We start from the raw sequence: 16,587 nt of genomic DNA, 5'->3' as shown, positions 1-16,587 counted from the left end.
TCAGGTGCCTGAATCAGCCTGACGGAGGCCGGCAGCAGCTGCACCGCGATCAGGAGGCGCCGCCGGTCCATGCTGTCCGACAGCACGCTGGCGGGGATTGCCAGCAGAAGATCGGCAGCGTGGCCGCGGCCTGCACCAGTGCCACGGCGGCGGCTTCAGTGCCCGCTGCGCTCACGCCAGTCCATCCAGGCCACCAGCACAAAGCCGCCCGCCAGGCCCCAGTGCTCGAAAAACGCGTTCATCAGCATGAAGCGGTCCTGGCCCTCGGCCAGCCAGAAGCGGTTGGCGATGAAGGTGGCGCCCAGCGTGAAGACGGCCAGTGCCAGCGCGCCCAGCCAGCGCAGTTTTCCGCTGAGGATCAGGGCCGAGGCGACCAGTTCCAGCACGATGGTGGCCAGCGCCAGCGGCATGGCCGGCTGCAGCCCGAAGTGCTGCATCTCGCCGACGGCGCCGGCAAAGTCGAAAGCCTTGACCAGGCCGCCTTGCAGGTAGGCCGCGCACAGGCCGAGCAGGGCCAGCCAGCGCACGACGGGGGATGCCAGGCCGGAGGCCGGCGCCAGGTCGGCGCCGGGCAGCGGCGCGATCTTGAGGGTGGAACGTGCCATGTCAAACCGCCCAGCAGGCGCAGCCCAGCGCGCCCCAGAAGGATTTCAGATCGGATACAGGTGCCTTGTTGCCCCAGGCCTTGGCATGCGCATGGCCGTGCACGCCGCAGGACGTGGCGCAGGCGCAGGCAGCCGCCGCAGCCGCGGCGCGGGCCAGCGGTGCTTGAGACTGATCGCCCCAGGCGCCGTAGCCGCCGTAGCGCCGCACCGGCGACCAGTCCGGCATGGGCAGTGGCGGCGCGCTGTCGTCATGCACGGCGAAGTCGCCCGCACCCCAGACCACCTTGCCGCCGACGACGGTCAGGAGCGCACTGGTGTCGGCGATCTCGCTTTCTGCACAGGCGAAGAAGTCGCGGTCCGGCACCACCAGGTCGGCCAGCTGGCCTTGCTCGATGCGGCCCTTCTTGCCGACCTCGTTGGAAAACCAGGTCACGTTTTCGGTCCACATGCGCAGGGCCGTCTCGCGGTCCAGGCAGTTGCGCTGCGGCGTGAGCTGCATGCCGCCCACGGTCTTGCCGGTGATCAGCCACGACAGCGAGACCCAGGGGTTGTACGAGGCGACGCGGGTCGCGTCGGTGCCCGCCGAAACCTTCATGCCCTTCTCCAGCATCTTGGCGACCGGCGGCGTGGCCTCGGCCGCGCCGTGGCCGTAGCGCTCGACGAAATACTCGCCCTGGTAGGCCATGCGGTGCTGCACCGCGACGCCGCCACCGAGGGCCGCGATGCGGTCCATGGACTGCTCGGAAATGGTCTCGGCATGGTCGAAGAACCAGTTCAGGCCGGCCAGCGGAATGTCCTGGTTCACGCGCTCGAACACGTCCAGCGCGCGGCTGATGGTTTCGTCGTAGGTGGCGTGCATGCGCCAGGGCCAGCGGTTCTGCGCCAGGATGCGCACGACGCCGTCGAGGTCGTCTTCCATCGCCGCGGGCATGTCGGGCCGCGGCTGGCGGAAGTCCTCGAAGTCGGCCGCGGAGAAGACCAGCATTTCGCCAGCGCCGTTGTGGCGGAAATAGTCGTCGCCCTGCTTGTACTGCGAGCTGGCGGTCCAGCGCAGGAAGTCGTCCTTCTCCTGCTTGGGCTTTTGCGTGAACAGGTTGTAGGCCAGGCGGATCGTCAGCTGCCCATCCTTGGCCAGCTGCTCGATGACCTCGTAGTCCTCGGGGTAGTTCTGGAAGCCGCCGCCGGCGTCGATCGCGCCGGTCACGCCCAGGCGGTTCAGCTCGCGCATGAAGTGGCGGGTCGAGTTCAGCTGGTAGTCGAGCGGCAGCTTCGGGCCCTTGGCCAGCGTGGCGTAGAGGATGTTGGCGTTGGGCTTGGCCAGCAGCAGCCCGGTCGGGTTGCCGGCGCTGTCGCGCAGGATCTGGCCGCCCGGTGGTTCGGGCGTGTCCTTGGTATAGCCGACGGCGCGCAGCGCGGCGCCGTTGAGCAGCGCGCGGTCATAGAGGTGCAGGATGAAGACGGGCGTGTCGGGCGCCACCGCGTTCAGCTCTTCCAGCGTGGGCAGGCGCTTCTCGGCGAACTGGTGCTCGCTGAAGCCGCCCACCACGCGCACCCACTGCGGTGCGGGGGTGTTGGCGACCTGGGCCTTGAGCATGGCCATGGCGTCGGCGAGGCTCTTCACGCCGTCCCAGCGCAGTTCGAGGTTGAAGTTCAGCCCGCCGCGGATGATGTGCAGGTGGTTGTCGATCAGGCCGGGCAGCACGCGCTTGCCGCGCAGGTCGATGACCTTGGTCTGCGGGCCGGCCAGCGGCATGACCTCATGGTCCTGGCCCACGCGCAGGAAGCGGCCGTCCTTGATGGCCACCGCGCTGGCGGTCGGCTGGGCGCGGTTCAGCGTGGTGAACAGGCCGCGGTGCAGGATCAGGTCGGGAGTGAGGTTCTCAGCCATGCGGATTGCCTTCGGCAGGTGATTGGACAGGGGTGGCGGCTTGGGCCGAAGCGCAGCGCGGCAGCTCGCCGAACATGTGCGGCTTGACCTGGTGCTGCAGCCACGAGACCGGCGCCGAATCGGTCTGCAGCACCTTCTTGACCAGCGGTGGCAACTGCTCCCCCACCAGGATGCCCAGCAATCCGACCAGCGCGATCACCGGCGGCGCTGGCGAGCGCACATTGAACAAGGCGTAGATCACGCCCACCAGCAGCCCAAGGGCCGCGGAGACAAGGTAGGGTTTCATTCGAGCAGCACCAACCGTGATTTGGTTTTAACCCAGCGAAGACCGCGGAGCTGGCTCTGCCAGTCCGCTGGTCTTGCCCCCTTTCAAAGGGGGCGCGCGAAGCGCGTAGGGGGTTATTCGTGTCCAGCGAACATGGTCTTGGCGTAGATCACGCCGAGACCGTAGGCGCCGCCGAATTTCTTAGCGATGCCGGTGGTCAGCTCGTAGGTTTCGCCGCGGGCCCAGTCGCGCTGCAGCTCCAGCATGTATTGCAGCGAGGTCATCGGGCGGGCGCCGGCCTGGATCATGCGTTCGACGGCACGCTCGTGCGCTTCGGTCGAGACGTCGCCACAGGCATCGGTGATCACGTAGACCTCGTAACCCTGGGCGATGGCCGACAGGGCCGGGCCGACGATGCAGACCGAGGTCCACAGGCCGGCGAGCACCAGGCGGTCCTTGCCGATGGCGTTCAGCGTCTTGATGACGGCCGCGTCCTCCCAGGTGTTCATGGAGGTGCGGTCCAGCATCTCCTGGCCCGGGAAGGCGGCGGCGATCTCGTCGAACATCGGGCCCGAGAAACTCTTTTCGGCGACCGTGGTCAGCACCGTGGGCACCTTGAAGCCGGCGGCGGCGTTGGCGATCAGCGCGGCATTGGTGCGCAGCACGATCGCGTCGATGGACTTGGTGGCAAAGGCCATCTGCGACTGGAAGTCGATCATGACCAGCACGTGGTCGGTCGGGCTCAGCAGCAGCGGGCCGGGGGTGGGGGTGGCGGTGATGGACATGGCGTGACCTTTCAGAGACGTTGAGCGGGGGTGTGGCCCGGGTTCCGCCGAACGGCGCGGCACTCCCTGGGCTTGCGCTCAGTCTCCGGCGGTCACGCCGGCATCGCATCATCCGCATGGACAGGGTGACGCTATCCCGATGAGGGCTCAGGCCAGCTTGCCGAGCACGGAAGCGTTGCCTGACGCCGCGCGCAGCCGGCGCACCTGCAGCGTGGCAATCACCAGGAAGGCCAGGAAAAACACGCCCACCACTTTTTGCAGGCCGGGGTCGTCCGGGCTGCTGAAGACTGGCGAGCCGGCCGGCAGCCGGGTGAAGGTCTCGGTCAGGCCGGGCACGAAGTGGAAGAACAGCGTCAGCGAATAGCTGATGGTCTCGACGTAGCGGCTGCCGCGGCCCAGCAGCGTGGTTCGGCCGGCCACCGTGGCCAGTGCCAGCACCAGCAGCGTGATGATGCCCAGTGCATGCGGCTTCCCGAAGCCGCCGTGCTGGAAGATGAAAAAGCCGGTCAGGCAGGTGAAGACGGTGGTCCATAGGTAGGTCTGGCCCAGGCCGGTGCGCGGCGAGATCTCGCGGTCCCGGGCCAGCGCCCAGACGCCGGTCACCAGCGCGACCAGGCTGATGGCGGTGTGGACAACGCCGATGGAAGTCAGTCCAAACATGGGGTGCTCCTGTGGAAGGGGATGAAAAAGGGGCGCGGCCCAGCATGCGAGCCACGCCTGCCGTTGCCAATCCCCTGCACTGGCGATCTTGCGGGCGCAGGCGCGGCCCGCCATGCCGCCGCGGGTGGGGGTCTGTCTAGGCCAAAAGGAGGGGGGGTGCGCCGGCTGACAAGCCCTGAAACAGGCAGGATGGCGTGGCGCGGCAGAATGCAAGCCCACGCGGCGGCCCGCCGGGCCTGCCTTCGCGTCCAACCTTGTCCGGGAGCACCATCGGTTTGTCCTCTGCGCTGGCTGCCTCGCCTTGTCGCCGCCTTGTTGCCTGGTTGTGCGCCGGCTTGCTGGTGTTGCTGGCCGCCTGCACGACCACGCAAACCGCGACCATGGGTACGGGCAACGGGCCGGACGGTCCGCCGCCGGCCGGCAGCGGGCCTGACCCGCAGCAGGTGCCCGACGCGGTGCCCAAGATCGAGCCCATCGTCAGCGGTGGGCCGAACAAGCCTTACGAGGCGCTGGGCCGCAACTACACGCCGGTGACCCGCGACGAGCCGCTGGCCGAGCGCGGCCTGGCCTCCTGGTACGGCAAGCGCTTCCACGGCCGGCGCACCGCCAGCGGCGAGCTGTACAACATGTACGCGATGACCGCGGCGCACCGCACCATGCCGATTCCCAGCTACGCCCGGGTGCGCAACCCGGTGAATGGCCGCGAGATCATCGTGCGTATCAACGACCGCGGGCCGTTCTCGAAAGACCGGGTGATCGACCTGTCTTGGACGGCCGCCGTGAAGCTGGGCGTGCAGGGCGGCGTGTCGGCGGTGGAGGTCACGCGGCTGACGAACGATGACATCCGCGCCGGCGTCTGGCCCTCGGTCAGCTCGCCGCCGGTGCTGGCCGCCGGCAGCCGGATGGAGCGCGTGACGCCACCGGCCGCGGTGCCGCCGCCGGTGCTGGCCGGCATGCCGGCGAACACCTTGGCCCCGGCGGCGGTGGACGCCGCGGCGGCTGCCGACGACGGCCCGGGCGGCGACGCACTGCGCGCGCAAACCCTGCTGGCCGCGAGCGGCAACCCTGCGGGCAACGACCCGCCACCGGACCCGCAGGCCAGCAACCCGCGCCTGCCGGCCGAGCTGAGCCGCCTGCCCATGCCCGCGCCGGGCAGCGACGCGGCGCCGCTGCCGCCCAACAGCCGCACCGCGCCGACCCAGGCCCGCTCCTACACCACCGCGGCCAGCGGCTTCTGGCTGCAACTGGGCGCTTTCAGCCGCAGCGAGGGCGCAATGAGCTTCCACCGCCGCGTGGCCGACGAGCTGGGCTGGCTGGCGCCGTTGCTGGCGGTCTTCAGCGAGGGCGGCATCCACCGGCTGCAGGCCGGGCCGTATGTTTCGCGCGAGCAGGCCAGGGAGGCCAGCGAGCGGGTGCGCAGCACGCTTCAGCTGGTGCCAGTGATCGTCGAGCGGCGCTGAATGGCGCCGCCTGTCCGTCTGGTCGGCGCCAAGTGCAGCCTGTCCTCGCGACCGGCCGGCGCGTCGCAAGCCGGCTGCAGGGCGGCGGTGGCTTGCCTACATTTCGAACCATGCCGTCGTCGTTCCGTGCGGGTCCGAACATCATGAGTCCTTCTTTCCCCTCCTCCCAAGACACACCAGCCCAGCGCTGGCAGCGGTTTGTCGCCGGCTGCATGCGGGCCTTCCACGCTTACGGCACGTGGTTGGTCCGCATCAGCTGGCGGCGCTTCGCGGTGCTGTCGGTGTTGCTGCTGGTCGTGGTGCACCTGGTGCAGAGCCTGCCGCCGTTCAAGTGGACCTTCACCGAATCGGTGGTGGCCACGCGTCGGCCGAAGATCACGCTGCCGACGGTGCCGCCCGTTCCGCCGGTCTCGGCACCGGACATCCACATCGTGCTGCCCAAGCCGGCGGCACCGGCGTCGTCGCCGCGCCGCTCGTTCGAGTTCTCGATCGACGAGCATGGCGTGCGGCTGGAGGAAAAGCCGCAGGCCGCAGCCTCCGCCGCCGCGGCTGCGGCCGCCAGCGCCGCCAGCGCCGCCTCGGCCGAGCAGCCGGGGGTGGAGATCAACATCGGCGACAAGCATGTGCACGTGGCCCTGCCTGCCGATGCCGACTCGGAAGACGTGCGCGACGCGGTGAAGGAGGCCAAGGAGCAGGTGGTCGAGGCGCTGGAGCAGGCGCGCGACGCGCAGCGCGAAGCGGTCGAGGCCGCAGCCGAAGCGGTGCGGGACGCTGCCCAGGAAGAGGACGGCCCCAGCACCCGCATCCGCACCGTGCGCTATGGCGAGTTCCTGAGCGACCTGGCGCTGTTGTGGATCGTGGCTTCGGCGATCCTGAAGTTCACCTACAAGGGCCGCATGCAGGCCGAAGTGAAGGCCGCGCAGGCGACCGAAACGGCCGAGGCCGAGTCGCTCAAGCGCCAGGTGGTGGAAGCCCGCATGGCCGCGATGCAGGCCCAGGTCGAGCCGCACTTCCTGTTCAACACGCTGGCTTCGATCGACCATTTGATCGAGACCGACCCGCCGCGCGCCAGCCAGATGCAGAAGAACCTGATCGCGCTGCTGCGGGCCAGCATGCCGACGATGCGCGACACCGCGGACGCCAGCGCCCGCGACCTGGGCCGCGAGCTGGCGGTCGTGAAGCCTTATGTCGAGATCCTGAAGGTGCGCATGGAAGAGCGGCTGGACGCGCGCATCGACGTGCCAGAGGGCCTGCTGTCGGCCGAGTTCCCGGCGATGATGATCCAGACGCTGGTGGAAAACGCGATCCGCCACGGGCTGGAGCCCAAACCCGAGGGCGGCACGCTGCGCGTCACCGCGGAGATCGTGCACGGCAAGCTGCAGGTCACCGTGGCCGACACCGGCGTGGGCTTCGGTGCCGCGGCCACCTCCGGCACCGGCGTGGGCCTGGCCAACATCCGCGAGCGGCTGCAGCTGCTGCACGGCAGCAAGGCCAGCCTGACGGTGGCGGCCAACCAGCCCAGCGGCACCGTGGTGACCATCACCGTGCCGTATCGCCCGATCGAGACCCCTGGCCGCCCGCTGTGAGTCTCGCCAGCCGGCTAAAGTAAGCACCATGACCGACGACGCCTCCGCCCCTCCCCATTCCCCTTTCCCGCCTGCCCGCGGGGTGCTGGCCGACGACGAACGGCTGATGCGCGAACAGTTGCGCGCCCGGCTGGCCGAGGTGTGGCCGGCGCTGGAACTGGTGGCCGAAGCCAAGCACGGCGCCGAGGCGGTCGAGCTGGTCGAGCAGCACCGGCCGGACGTCGTCTTCCTGGACATCCGCATGCCGGGCATGACGGGCGTGGAGGCGGCCAAGCAGATTGCGCAGATGGACGTGGGCGACGACGGCTGGCTGCCGGAGATCGTCTTCATCACCGCCTACGACCAGTACGCGGTCGAGGCCTTCGAGCAGGGCGCGGCCGACTATGTGCTCAAACCCGCCGAGCGCGACCGCCTGCAGCGCACGGTTGAGCGCATCACCAAGCGCCTGGCCGCGCGGCGTGCGGCGGACGACACCGGCTCGGCACCGGCCGCCAGCAGCGCGGCGCTGGACGGCCCGCCTATCCAGCAGCTGCTGCACCGGCTGGCGGCAGGCGGCAGCGCGCAGCCGCAGTACCTGAAGTGGATCCAGGCGACGGTCGGCCAAGGCATCCAGATGATCCCGGTCGAGGACGTGCTGTTTTTCATCAGCGACGAGAAATACACCCGGGTGCAGACGCTGCAGGTCGAGGCCCTGATCCGCAAGCCGATCAAGGAGCTGGTCGACGAGCTGGACCCGCAGCGCTTCTGGCAGATCCACCGCTCGACGCTGGTCGCGGTGAACGCCATCGGGTCCATCACGCGCGACTTCCGCGGCCGCCAGATCGTGGCCGTCAAAGGCCACAGCCAAAAATTGGAAGTGAGCCGCAGCTACGCGCACCTCTTCAAAGGCATGTAGCTCGGGCGCTTCACTTATCTCGTGACTTCCAGGGTATAGCGGCCGCCGCTGTCGCCGACGCCACCACTGGCGCGAGAGACGCGCACGAACAGGTCGGCAGCGGTGCTGGCGCTGTTGGTCCAGCTGAGTTCGTCGGTCAGGCCCTTGGCGCGGACGCTGGTGGCGAGCACCACGCTCTTGGTGTTGCGGAAGGCCAGGTTGTAGTCGGACTCGGCATTGCCGATCAGCCGGGCCTTCACCGTGCCTTTGGCCGGCACGCTGATGCGGTAGGTGTCCAGGTCGCCGTTGGCGTTGATGCTGCCCTTGACCTTGGCCGGGAAGCTGCTCAGCAGCTGGGCCTGGGCGTGGCTGTTGTTGGGTTCGACTTCGGTGACCAGCGTGGGGGCGCTGCCGGCGAGGAAAACCGCATTGACCGCGGCGGCGGCGTCCACAAGCCCGGTGCCGCAACTGGTGCAGGCGCCGGGGATCTTGCGGGTGCTGCTCTTGATCAGCACTTCGACTTCGTCGGGCGTCAGCGCCGGGTTGCGGGCCAGCATCAGCGCGGCCACGCCCGCCACGTGCGGCGTGGCCATCGAGGTGCCTTGTTCGACGCGGTAGCTGTCGCTGCCCACCGTCAGCATGCCGGTGTTGGAGGTCGACAGCACGCCGTTGGCGCTGCCGGTGGCCATGTCGCCGCCGGGCGCGGCCACGTCGACTTCGGCGCCGAAATTGGCGTAGCTCGCGCGCTTGCCTTCACGGCCCAGCGCCGTGACGACGATCAGGTTGCGGCAGTTGGCCGGTGAATACTTGGCTGTCGCGCCGCTGTTGTTGCCGGCCGCGGCAACCACGGTCGCGCCCAGGCTGCGGGCCTGGTCCAGCGCAGACTGCATCGTGGCCGAACAGCTGCCGCTGCTGCCCAGCGAGAGGTTGACGACCCTGGCCTTGCTGGCCGCCGCGGCCACGCCGCTGACGCTGCCGCCAGCGGCCCAGACGATGCCGCTGGCGATGTCCGAGTTGTAGCCGCCGCCGCAGCCCATCACGCGCACCGGCAGCAGCCTGGCGCCGTAGGCCACGCCGGCCACGCCGAGGTTGTTGTTGGCGACCGCGGCCAGCGTGCCGGCGACGTGCGTGCCGTGCCAGCTGGCGGCCGCAGTGCCGCAGCCGTCGCCGGGATCGGTCGCGTCGGCGTCACGGCCATCGCCATCGGCGGCGGTGGTCTTGTTGGCAACGAAGTCGTAGCCGGCGAGCAGGTTGCCCACCAGGTCGGCATGCGGGCGAACGCCGGTGTCGACCACGGCAATGGTGACGCCGCTGCCTGTGGAAAGGTCCCAGGCGGCCGGCAGGTTCAGGCCGGCAGTGGCCTCGAAGTAGTGCCACTGCTGGCCGTACATCGGGTCGTTGGGCACCGATTGCGGCTGCATCAGCAGGTCCGGCTCGGCGTAGGCGATGTTGGGGTCGGCTGCGACCATGGCCGCTGCGACCTGGCGCAGCTCGGCGGCGCGGGCCCAGCGGTTCAGGTGCAGCACCTGCGCGCCTTGCGCGGTGCTGTGGCTGTCCAGCGCCTGCAGGCCGAAGCGCTGCAGGTGCTGCTGGGTCTTGTTGGCGGCGCTGAGCAGCGTGCGGCGCACCGGCGTGGTCTCGGCCGCGCGGTAGGCGATGACCAGGCGGTCGGTCCAGGCGTCGGCTTCGAGTGCGGGGTCAACGGTGACGGCCAATGCGCGCGCATGGGTCGGGCTGGGCCACAGCACGGCGGCGCCGCCGGCCAGCAACAGCGCGGCCAGTGCGATGCGGGCCAGGGCGGCGGCAGGCGAAGTCGGCATGGCCTTGGCGCGGGTTGCGTCGGCTCGGGCATGGCGCATGAAATGGGGTGTGGAAGATTCGGTACGGAGCGGCATGCCGGGCAGTCGTGGGCTCGTCGCAGATCGACGTCCCTCTGCTTTCGTCCGCTGCGCGCCGGGATCCAGGGCTGGCCACTTCCGCGCCGGGCACCGCTGTGCACTGCGTCACGCCAGGGCTTGTGGCGTGGGCTCAGCTGTCGGCGGGCGGCGGCGGCAGCGAGCCGGCAATGCAGGCCTGGGCCAGCCAGTAGCTGGCCAGCACCCACAGCGTGTCCAGCGGCACCGGCGGACGGAACTTGTTCGTCGCCAGGATCGCGTCCGACAGCATGAACAGCGCGCCGCCCAGCGCTGCGCGGCGCAGCCAGGGCGCGGTGGCCTGGTTGCCACGGCCATGCCACCAGCGGCCCAGCGCCAGCCCGGCCATGCCGGCCAGTGCCAGCACATAGACCAGCACCGGCAGCTGCAGCTCCGCCGGCACGCCTGGCCACAGCTGGCTCAGCACGCCGGCTGCCACCAGGCCGTAGATCGCCATGCCGGGCATCCACACGCAGCGCCCCGGTCCCCGCGTGAAGCCGAACATGTAGGCCAGGTGGGCCAGCAGGAAGCAGATCAGCCCGGGCAGGAAGCCTTGTTGCGGCCACATCAAGGCCACATCGCCTCCCAGCGACAGCCACAGCCCGGCCAGCAGCGCTGTGCGGGCCGGATGCTGCCGGCCGCGCGGCCAGGCCCAGGCGATCAGCAGCAGCGTGGTCAGCGGCTTGAAGGCGAAGTTCAGCCAGGGCCGGTTCAGCGCCCACGGCGCGGCGGCAATCGCCAGCGCGGCGCTGATGGCGGCCAGGCGCAGCAGCCAGGCGGTCGAGGTGCCGGCGGCGCGCGGCAAGGGCAGGGACGTCATCGGCCAAAGTGTCGGACCGGGCCCGCGGGCCGGCCATGCGGAGAAGGCCCCATTGCCTGGTGTTGGTAACCGGGATGTTCCTGCGCCGGCTGGCCGGCCGCGACAATGCGGGCCGGGCTGGCGGCGCTGCCGGCCGTTCACCTGACGAATCTGCCAAGGACCGTGCCGATGCCTGCCGAATTGCTGTTCGACCCCCATCCGCTGCCGGTGGCGCCCTCGCTGCTGGGCGAGTCGCCGTTCTGGCACCCGGAGCAGGCGGCGCTGTACTGGTGCGACATTCCAGGCAAGACCTTGAACTGCTTCCATCCGGCCAGCGCGACGCACGAACATTGGGCCTTCGAGACCGAACCCTGCAGCATCGCACCACTGCTGGGCGGCGGGCTGATGCTGGCCATGCGCGATGGCCTGTGGACCTTCGACACGCGCAGCGGCGAGCGCAGCCGCTTGGCGCGGCCGCCCTACGACCCGCACAAGGAGCGTTTCAACGATGGCAAGGCCGATGCGCAAGGCCGCTTCTGGGTTGGCACCCTTTACGAGCCGCGCGAGCCGGCGCTGGCGGCGCTGTACCGCTGGTCCGACGAGCGCCTGGCGCGCGTGGCCGGCGACGTGACGGTCAGCAACGGCCTGGCCTGGAGCCCGGACGGCCGCACGCTGTACTGGAGCGACACCAAGGCCCACACCATCCATGCGCTGGACTTCGATCCGGCCAGCGGTGAACTGTCGCGCCAGCGGGTCTTCGCCAGCTTTCCGTTGAAGCAGGCCGGCCAGGACCTGGCGTCGTACGGCGGCCGGCCCGATGGCGCGGCTGTCGACAGCGAGGGCTGCTACTGGGTCGCGATGTTCGAGGGCCAGCGGTTGCTGCGCCTGGCGCCCGACGGCACGCCGCTGCAGGAAGTGGCGCTGCCGGTGCGTTGCGCGACGATGCCGTGTTTTGGTGGCGACGACCTGCGCACCTTGTACCTGACGACCTCGCGCGAAAACCGGCCGGCCGAAGAGTTGCAACGCCAGCCCTGGGCCGGTTGCGTGCTGCAGATGCGGGTCGAGGTGCCGGGGCTGCCGGTGCATTTCGCCCAGGTTTGAGGCGTGGCGCGAGGCTCGGCAGGTGCTCGCACCGAACCGGGGCTGGTGTCAAGCAGAGCCGGAGCAATTCCGGCGGCCTTGGCAGGCCAAGACCGACAGGTTTTGGACAGGCAGGCTTTCACCCTATAATTCCGAGGCTTTGTCGCCTCCAATGTCCTTTACCAAGGAACTTTTTTGTCCATGTCAGATCGGCAAGCCCGCTTTGACCGCTGGTCAGATTCCGAGCAAGAGGGCGATGAGCCAAAGTTTCAAGCCCTGAATCGCGAGCAGGCGCAAGCCCTCGCGGCGCGGCACCCATCGGTGTCGCCATGGCGGGTGGTCGCGGTGCAGGCCGTGATGGGGTTGGTGCTGGCCACGGCGACATGGCTGGTCACAGGTCGACAGGGGTGGGCGTGGTCGCTGCTGTATGGCGCGGCTGCGGTGGTGGTGCCGGGTGCCTTGATGGCGCGCGGCATGACCAGCCGGCTCAGCAGCTTGGCGCCCGGCGTTTCCGCCGTGAGCTTCATGCTGTGGCAGTTCGGCAAGATGGGGATTTCGGTGGCCATGTTGATGCTGGCCCCGAAGCTGGTGCCTGACCTGAGCTGGCCAGCCTTGCTGGTGGCGCTGGTCCTGTGCATCGAGGTTTATTGGCTCGCGCTGTCGTGGCGTGGTCGCCGCAAGCGTTGAACGAACGAGAAGCAATCAATCATGTCAGCTGAAGGTCCAGTCGCAGAGCACGCGCCCACCGCCGGTGAGTACATCGTTCATCACCTGACCCACTGGCGCAACAAGGAGTTGAACGGCCCGTTCGACCTCTCGGTTGTCAGCTGGGACTCGATGTTCTTCTCCATCGTGCTGGGTGTGCTCACCTGCTTCGTGCTGTGGCTCGCCGCGCGCAAGGCCACGTCCGGCGTGCCGGGTCGCTTCCAGGCCGCCGTCGAGATCCTGGTCGAGATGGTGGAAAACCAGGCCAAGGGCATCGTGCACAACGCCAACAGCCGCAAGCTGGTCTCGCCGCTGGCGCTGACGGTGTTCCTGTGGATCTTCGTGCTCAACGCAATGGACCTGCTGCCGGTCGATCTGCTGCCCTGGATCTGGGAGAAGATTGTTGTTGCCAATGGCGGCGATGCCCACCACGCCTACCTGCGCTCGGTGCCGACCGCCGACCTCTCGGTCACGATGGGCATGTCACTGGCCGTGCTGATCGTCTGCCTGGTCTACAACGTCAAGATCAAGGGCCTGGGCGGCTGGATCCATGAGCTGTTCTCGGCACCGTTTGGTGACCACTGGGCGCTGTATCCCTTCAACTTCTTGATGCAGATCATCGAGTTCGTGGCCAAGACCGTCTCGCACGGCATGCGGCTGTTTGGCAACATGTATGCCGGCGAACTGATCTTCCTGCTGATCGCCCTGATGGGTGGCGCCTTCGCCTCCGTCGGTCTGGGCACCGGCATCGGTCTGGCCATCGGCCACATCATTGCCGGCTCCGCCTGGGCGATCTTCCACATCCTGATCATCACGCTGCAGGCCTTTGTGTTCATGATGCTGACGCTGGTGTACATCGGCCAGGCGCACGACTCGCACTGACAGCGGCCGTTCAGGATTTCTCTCGCTTTTCCCTTTTCGTAAACATAACCTCTCGACCTAGGAGTCATCATGGAAGTCATCAGCTTTGTTGCCCTCGCCGCCGGCCTGATCATTGGTCTGGGCGCGCTCGGTGCTTGTATCGGCATCGGCGTCATGGGCAGCAAATACCTGGAATCCGCCGCTCGCCAGCCCGAACTGATGGGCGAACTGCAGACCAAGATGTTCCTGCTGGCCGGCCTGATCGACGCGGCGTTCATCATCGGTACCGGTATCGCGCTGTGGTTCGCCACCGCCAACCCTTTCCTGGGCCAGATCGCACAGCTCGCCGCCAAGTAAGCGGCGTCTGTCGAGTTTGAGAGGCCGGGCGCACCCCCAGGGTGCGCCTTGTGCTGAATGTCCCAGTCACCGTTTGAGGCAATAAAGTGAGCATCACCGGTACCCTCATCGTCCAGATGATCGTCTTCCTGATCCTGGTCGGGTTCACGATGAAATTCGTCTGGCCGCCGATTGCCGCCGCGCTCGACGAGCGTGCGCAGAAGATTGCCGCCGGCTTGTCTGCCGCCGACAAGGCCAAGGCCGAGTTGGTTGCTGCCGACAAGAAGGTCCAGGCCGAGCTGTCCGCCGCAAAGGACAGCGCCGCGAAGCGCCTGGCCGATGCCGAGCGTCTGGCCCAGCAGCTGGTGGAAGAGGCGAAGGCCCGCGCCAGCGAAGAAGGCGCCAAGATCGTTGCCGCCGCCCATGCCGAAGCGCAGCAGGAGTCCACGAAGGCCCGCGAGGTGCTGCGTGAGCAGGTCGCCGTGCTGGCAGTCAAGGGCGCTGAAGCGATCCTGAAGCGCGAAGTCAACGCCGGCGTTCACGCCGAGTTGCTGACCCGCCTGAAGACCGAGCTGTAAACCATGGCCGAGCTCGCAACCATCGCCCGTCCCTACGCGGAAGCCATGTTCAAGGCCGTCGCTGGCGACAACGCCGCCGCACTGGCCGAACAGCTGGAAGCCGTCGGCAAGGTCGCCGGCAACCCGCAACTGCGTCAGTTCGCCGACAGCCCCAAGGTCAACGCCGGCCAGGTGTTCGAGCTGATCGCTGGCGTTGCCAACATCAGCCTGTCGCCCAAGGTCGCCAATCTGCTGACCGCTGTGATCGACAACGGCCGACTGGTTGCGCTGCCCGAGATCGCAGCGCAGTTCCGCGCCCTGGCCAATGCCAGCAGCGGCGTGTCGGACGCCCGCATCGCCAGCGCTTTCCCGCTGTCGGACGCGCAGCTGGCCGAGACCGTGGCGGTGCTCGAACAGCGCTTCGGTCGCAAGCTCAATGCGACAGTGGACGTCGACGAGTCGCTGATCGGCGGCATCCGCGTGGTCGTGGGTGACGAGGTGCTGGACACCTCGGTCAAGGCCCGCCTCGAGCAGATGAAGTTCGCGCTGACCCACTGAACGCGCCGCACGCCCCGCATCCGCACATTCATCCTTCGGCAGCCGCAAACGGGCTGCCGCGCTTTCGGAGAAAGCAATGCAACTCAATCCTGCAGAAATTTCGGAACTGATCAAGAGCCGCATCGAGGGCCTCGGCACCTCGACGGACATCCGCAACCAGGGCACCGTCGTCTCGGTGACCGACGGCATCGTCCGCGTGCACGGCCTGTCCGATGCGATGCAGGGTGAAATGCTCGAGTTCCCGGCCACCAAGGATGGCGTGCCCAGCTACGGCCTGGCGCTGAACCTGGAGCGCGACTCGGTCGGCGCGGTGATCCTGGGCGAGTACGAGCACATCTCCGAAGGCGACACCGTGAAGTGCACGGGCCGCATCCTGGAAGTGCCGGTCGGCCCCGAGCTGATTGGACGTGTCGTCAACGCGCTGGGCCAGCCGATCGACGGCAAGGGTCCGATCAACGCCAAGATGACCGACGTGATCGAGAAGGTCGCCCCGGGTGTGATCGCCCGCAAGTCGGTGGACCAGCCGGTGCAGACCGGCCTGAAGTCGATCGACTCGATGGTGCCCGTCGGCCGTGGCCAGCGCGAGCTGATCATTGGTGACCGCCAGACCGGCAAGACGGCAGTCGCCGTCGACGCGATCATCAACCAGAAGGGTCAGAACATGACCTGCGTCTACGTTGCGATCGGCCAGAAGGCTTCGACGATCAAGAACGTGGTGCGCGCACTGGAACAGGCCGGCGCGATGGAATACACCATCGTCGTCGCTGCTTCGGCTTCCGAATCCGCCGCGATGCAATACGTGTCGGCCTACTCCGGCTGCACGATGGGCGAATACTTCCGCGACCGCGGCCAGGACGCGCTGATCGTCTATGACGACCTGTCCAAGCAGGCCGTGGCCTACCGCCAGGTCTCGCTGCTGCTGCGTCGCCCGCCAGGCCGCGAAGCTTTCCCCGGCGACGTGTTCTATCTCCACAGCCGCCTGCTGGAGCGCGCCGCCCGTGTCAACGCCGACTACGTCGAAGCCTTCACCAAGGGTGAAGTCAAGGGCAAGACCGGCTCGCTGACCGCGCTGCCCATCATCGAGACGCAGGCCGGCGACGTGTCGGCCTTCGTGCCGACCAACGTGATCTCGATCACCGACGGCCAGATCTTCCTGGAAACCAGCCTGTTCAACGCCGGCATCCGCCCCGCCATCAACGCCGGTATCTCGGTGTCGCGCGTCGGTGGTGCTGCGCAGACCAAGCTGATCAAGTCGCTGTCCGGCGGCATCCGTACCGACCTGGCCCAGTACCGTGAACTGGCTGCGTTCGCGCAGTTCGCTTCCGACCTGGACGAGTCGACCCGCAAGCAGCTGGACCGCGGTGCCCGCGTGACCGAACTGCTCAAGCAGGCCCAGTATTCGCCGCTGCCGATCAGCCTGATGGGCGCCACGCTGTACGCGGTGAACAAGGGCTTCATGGACGACATCCCGGTCAAGCGCATCCTGGCATTCGAAGCCGGCCTGCACCAGTTCCTGAAGGCCAGCCACGCAGCACTGCTGGCGAAGCTGGAAGCCGACAAGGCCATGGACAAGGTCGCCGAAGATGAACTGTCCGGCGCCATCGCCGCGTTCAAGAAGTCTTTCTGACCCTGCCCTGACGCAACGCTGAAAGGAG

17 protein-coding genes and 1 pseudogene are annotated in these 16,587 nt (G+C 68.2%); 10 read left to right on the top strand and 8 right to left on the bottom strand.

Annotated features, from left to right (window positions below):
• Positions 1-20: 20 nt before the first annotated feature.
• From AC3WR5_RS20045 to AC3WR5_RS20020, 6 genes and pseudogenes are all read right to left on the bottom strand, one after another.
• Positions 21-154: pseudogene (locus tag AC3WR5_RS20045) on the bottom strand (MFS transporter); the annotation flags it as partial.
• Position 155: 1 nt separating this feature from the next.
• Positions 156-605: a DoxX family protein gene (locus AC3WR5_RS20040; RefSeq protein WP_141290947.1), complete on the bottom strand. Its 450-nt coding sequence runs from the start codon at positions 603-605 to the stop codon at positions 156-158.
• Between the two features lies 1 nt (position 606).
• Positions 607-2,493, bottom strand: coding sequence for an amidohydrolase (locus tag AC3WR5_RS20035; protein WP_492486586.1), 1,887 nt, complete (start codon positions 2,491-2,493; stop codon positions 607-609).
• Complete coding sequence (locus AC3WR5_RS20030; RefSeq protein WP_141289957.1) at positions 2,486-2,779, bottom strand: XapX domain-containing protein; 294 nt, start codon at positions 2,777-2,779, stop codon at positions 2,486-2,488. Before AC3WR5_RS20030 ends, AC3WR5_RS20035 begins: the two co-directional genes overlap by 8 nt.
• 113 nt (positions 2,780-2,892) lie before the next feature.
• Complete coding sequence (locus tag AC3WR5_RS20025) at positions 2,893-3,543, bottom strand: hydrolase (protein ID WP_492486585.1); 651 nt, start codon at positions 3,541-3,543, stop codon at positions 2,893-2,895.
• 147 nt (positions 3,544-3,690) lie between these two features.
• Positions 3,691-4,203 carry a DUF2306 domain-containing protein gene (locus tag AC3WR5_RS20020; RefSeq protein WP_492486584.1) on the bottom strand — a complete coding sequence of 171 codons (513 nt, stop codon included), beginning with the start codon at positions 4,201-4,203 and terminating at the stop codon, positions 3,691-3,693.
• A gap of 380 nt (positions 4,204-4,583) precedes the next feature.
• On the opposite strand from AC3WR5_RS20020, the gene AC3WR5_RS20015 reads away from it, so the two are divergent.
• The 3 genes from AC3WR5_RS20015 to AC3WR5_RS20005 all read left to right on the top strand — a co-directional run bounded on the left by AC3WR5_RS20015 (position 4,584) and on the right by AC3WR5_RS20005 (position 8,144).
• Entirely contained in the window at positions 4,584-5,663 is a 1,080-nt protein-coding gene (locus tag AC3WR5_RS20015; protein WP_310742402.1) for a septal ring lytic transglycosylase RlpA family protein, read from the top strand.
• A gap of 143 nt (positions 5,664-5,806) precedes the next feature.
• Positions 5,807-7,249 (top strand): sensor histidine kinase, encoded by a 1,443-nt coding sequence (locus tag AC3WR5_RS20010; protein ID WP_231009993.1) that lies wholly within the window; start codon positions 5,807-5,809, stop codon positions 7,247-7,249.
• Between the two features lie 28 nt (positions 7,250-7,277).
• Positions 7,278-8,144, top strand: a complete 867-nt coding sequence (locus tag AC3WR5_RS20005; RefSeq protein ID WP_492486582.1) for a LytR/AlgR family response regulator transcription factor — start codon at positions 7,278-7,280, stop codon at positions 8,142-8,144.
• A gap of 14 nt (positions 8,145-8,158) precedes the next feature.
• On the opposite strand, the gene AC3WR5_RS20000 is transcribed toward AC3WR5_RS20005, so the two are convergent.
• Positions 8,159-9,982 (bottom strand): S8 family peptidase, encoded by a 1,824-nt coding sequence (locus AC3WR5_RS20000; RefSeq protein ID WP_492486580.1) that lies wholly within the window; start codon positions 9,980-9,982, stop codon positions 8,159-8,161.
• Between the two features lie 169 nt (positions 9,983-10,151).
• Entirely contained in the window at positions 10,152-10,856 is a 705-nt protein-coding gene (locus AC3WR5_RS19995; RefSeq protein WP_492486579.1) for a lysoplasmalogenase, read from the bottom strand.
• 168 nt (positions 10,857-11,024) lie between these two features.
• Here AC3WR5_RS19995 and AC3WR5_RS19990 point away from each other — a divergent pair, with 168 nt between their 5' ends.
• The 7 genes from AC3WR5_RS19990 (at position 11,025) to atpA (ending at position 16,559) form a co-directional block, all read left to right on the top strand.
• Positions 11,025-11,936, top strand: a complete 912-nt coding sequence (locus AC3WR5_RS19990; RefSeq protein WP_492486578.1) for an SMP-30/gluconolactonase/LRE family protein — start codon at positions 11,025-11,027, stop codon at positions 11,934-11,936.
• 180 nt (positions 11,937-12,116) lie between these two features.
• Complete coding sequence (locus AC3WR5_RS19985) at positions 12,117-12,602, top strand: ATP synthase subunit I (RefSeq protein WP_492486576.1); 486 nt, start codon at positions 12,117-12,119, stop codon at positions 12,600-12,602.
• A 21-nt stretch (positions 12,603-12,623) separates the two neighbouring features.
• On the top strand, positions 12,624-13,502 hold the full coding sequence (atpB, locus tag AC3WR5_RS19980; RefSeq protein WP_141287880.1) for a F0F1 ATP synthase subunit A: 879 nt from the start codon (positions 12,624-12,626) through the stop codon (positions 13,500-13,502).
• A gap of 69 nt (positions 13,503-13,571) precedes the next feature.
• A complete protein-coding gene (gene atpE, locus AC3WR5_RS19975; protein ID WP_492486574.1) occupies positions 13,572-13,838 on the top strand; it encodes a F0F1 ATP synthase subunit C in 267 nt (88 codons plus the stop codon).
• Positions 13,839-13,924: 86 nt separating this feature from the next.
• Positions 13,925-14,395: a F0F1 ATP synthase subunit B gene (locus AC3WR5_RS19970; protein ID WP_141287878.1), complete on the top strand. Its 471-nt coding sequence runs from the start codon at positions 13,925-13,927 to the stop codon at positions 14,393-14,395.
• A gap of 3 nt (positions 14,396-14,398) precedes the next feature.
• Complete coding sequence (locus AC3WR5_RS19965; protein WP_492486572.1) at positions 14,399-14,932, top strand: F0F1 ATP synthase subunit delta; 534 nt, start codon at positions 14,399-14,401, stop codon at positions 14,930-14,932.
• 76 nt (positions 14,933-15,008) lie between these two features.
• Entirely contained in the window at positions 15,009-16,559 is a 1,551-nt protein-coding gene (atpA, locus tag AC3WR5_RS19960) for a F0F1 ATP synthase subunit alpha (protein ID WP_141287876.1), read from the top strand.
• Positions 16,560-16,587 lie beyond the last annotated feature (28 nt).

Source organism: Ideonella sp. FW305-24 (genome assembly GCF_058788035.1).
This window is presented reverse-complemented; position numbering and strand designations above follow the sequence as displayed.

Bases quoted from the DNA above. Each gene is read 5' to 3' on its own strand.
- AC3WR5_RS20040 (WP_141290947.1), bottom strand. From the start codon at position 605: ATGGCACGTTCCACCCTCAAGATCGCGCCGCTGCCCGGCGCCGACCTG.
- AC3WR5_RS20035 (WP_492486586.1), bottom strand. From the start codon at position 2,493: ATGGCTGAGAACCTCACTCCCGACCTGATCCTGCACCGCGGCCTGTTC.
- AC3WR5_RS20030 (WP_141289957.1), bottom strand. From the start codon at position 2,779: ATGAAACCCTACCTTGTCTCCGCGGCCCTTGGGCTGCTGGTGGGCGTG.
- AC3WR5_RS20025 (WP_492486585.1), bottom strand. From the start codon at position 3,543: ATGTCCATCACCGCCACCCCCACCCCCGGCCCGCTGCTGCTGAGCCCG.
- AC3WR5_RS20020 (WP_492486584.1), bottom strand. From the start codon at position 4,203: ATGTTTGGACTGACTTCCATCGGCGTTGTCCACACCGCCATCAGCCTG.
- AC3WR5_RS20015 (WP_310742402.1), top strand. From the start codon at position 4,584: ATGGGTACGGGCAACGGGCCGGACGGTCCGCCGCCGGCCGGCAGCGGG.
- AC3WR5_RS20010 (WP_231009993.1), top strand. From the start codon at position 5,807: ATGAGTCCTTCTTTCCCCTCCTCCCAAGACACACCAGCCCAGCGCTGG.
- AC3WR5_RS20005 (WP_492486582.1), top strand. From the start codon at position 7,278: ATGACCGACGACGCCTCCGCCCCTCCCCATTCCCCTTTCCCGCCTGCC.
- AC3WR5_RS20000 (WP_492486580.1), bottom strand. From the start codon at position 9,982: ATGCGCCATGCCCGAGCCGACGCAACCCGCGCCAAGGCCATGCCGACT.
- AC3WR5_RS19995 (WP_492486579.1), bottom strand. From the start codon at position 10,856: ATGACGTCCCTGCCCTTGCCGCGCGCCGCCGGCACCTCGACCGCCTGG.
- AC3WR5_RS19990 (WP_492486578.1), top strand. From the start codon at position 11,025: ATGCCTGCCGAATTGCTGTTCGACCCCCATCCGCTGCCGGTGGCGCCC.
- AC3WR5_RS19985 (WP_492486576.1), top strand. From the start codon at position 12,117: ATGTCAGATCGGCAAGCCCGCTTTGACCGCTGGTCAGATTCCGAGCAA.
- atpB (WP_141287880.1), top strand. From the start codon at position 12,624: ATGTCAGCTGAAGGTCCAGTCGCAGAGCACGCGCCCACCGCCGGTGAG.
- atpE (WP_492486574.1), top strand. From the start codon at position 13,572: ATGGAAGTCATCAGCTTTGTTGCCCTCGCCGCCGGCCTGATCATTGGT.
- AC3WR5_RS19965 (WP_492486572.1), top strand. From the start codon at position 14,399: ATGGCCGAGCTCGCAACCATCGCCCGTCCCTACGCGGAAGCCATGTTC.
- atpA (WP_141287876.1), top strand. From the start codon at position 15,009: ATGCAACTCAATCCTGCAGAAATTTCGGAACTGATCAAGAGCCGCATC.